Raw genomic sequence first — 1,090 nt, 5'->3', positions numbered from 1 at the left:
CACCGGCGGCACCGGCGGTCAAGGCGGCGACGGCGGTACCGGCGCCGACGGCACCAATGCCGCAGCAGGCAGCGGCGCCACCGGCGGGACCGGTTTCGCCGGCGGCGCCGGCGGACAAGGCGGCCAAGGCGGTAACAGTGCCGGCGGCACCAACGGCGCCGGCGGGGCCGGCGGCACCGGCGGCTCCGGCGGAACCGGCGGAACCGGCGGCAGCGGCGCCGACAGCACCACCGGCGTCGGCGGCACCGGCGGCGACGGCGGTATCGGCGGCGCAGCAGGCGCCGGCGGTGGTGGCGGCGGAACTGGCAGCGGCGGAACCGGCGGCACCACCGGCGCCACCGGCAAAGCAGGCACCGGCGGCACCGGCGGTCAAGGCGGCGACGGCGGTACCGGCGCCGACGGCACCGATGCCGCAGCAGGCAGCGGTGCCACCGGCGGCACCGGGTTTGCTGGCGGCGCCGGCGGTCAGGGGGGCCAGGGCGGCGACTCCGGTGCGGGCGGCACCAACGGCTCCGGCGGCGCCGGCGGCGTGGGTGGCAAGGGCGGCACCGGCGGAACCGGCGGCAGGGGTGCCGACAGCACCACCGGCATGGGCGGCACCGGCGGCGACGGCGGGGTCGGCGGCGCGGCCGGCGCCGGCGGTGGTGGCGGCGGCGTAGGTAGCGGTGGCACCGGCGGCAGCACCGGCGCCACCGGCAAGGCCGGTACCGGCGGCACCGGCGGTCAAGGCGGCGATGGCGGCACAGGCGCCGATGGCACCGATGCCGCAGCCGGCAGCGGTCTGACCGGTGGGACCGGCTTCGCCGGCGGCGCCGGCGGTTCTGGCGGTGCCGGCGGCGACTCCGGTGCGGGCGGCACCAACGGCTCCGGCGGCACCGGCGGCGTGGGCGGCAAGGGCGGCACCGGCGGAACCGGCGGCAGCGGTGCCGACAGCACCACCGGCATCGGCGGCACCGGCGGCGACGGCGGTGTCGGCGGCGCAGCCGGCGCCGGCGGTGGCGGCGGCGGGACCGGTAGCGGCGGAACCGGCGGAACCACCGGCGCCACCGGCAAGGCCGGCACCGGCGGCACCGGCGGTCAAGGCGGCGAT

Annotated in this window: 1 protein-coding gene; it reads left to right on the top strand. The window is 81.2% G+C overall.

Going from position 1 to position 1,090, the window contains the following annotated elements; genetic code table 11:
- The coding region (locus tag BST12_RS29055) for a hypothetical protein (RefSeq protein WP_211281404.1) at positions 1-1,090 on the top strand (1,090 nt) is incomplete at both ends.

The sequence above is a fragment of the Mycobacterium angelicum genome, assembly GCF_002086155.1.
Classification (GTDB): domain Bacteria; phylum Actinomycetota; class Actinomycetes; order Mycobacteriales; family Mycobacteriaceae; genus Mycobacterium; species Mycobacterium angelicum.
Note: the sequence above shows the minus strand (reverse complement) of the source record. Positions and strands in the feature narration are given on the sequence as shown.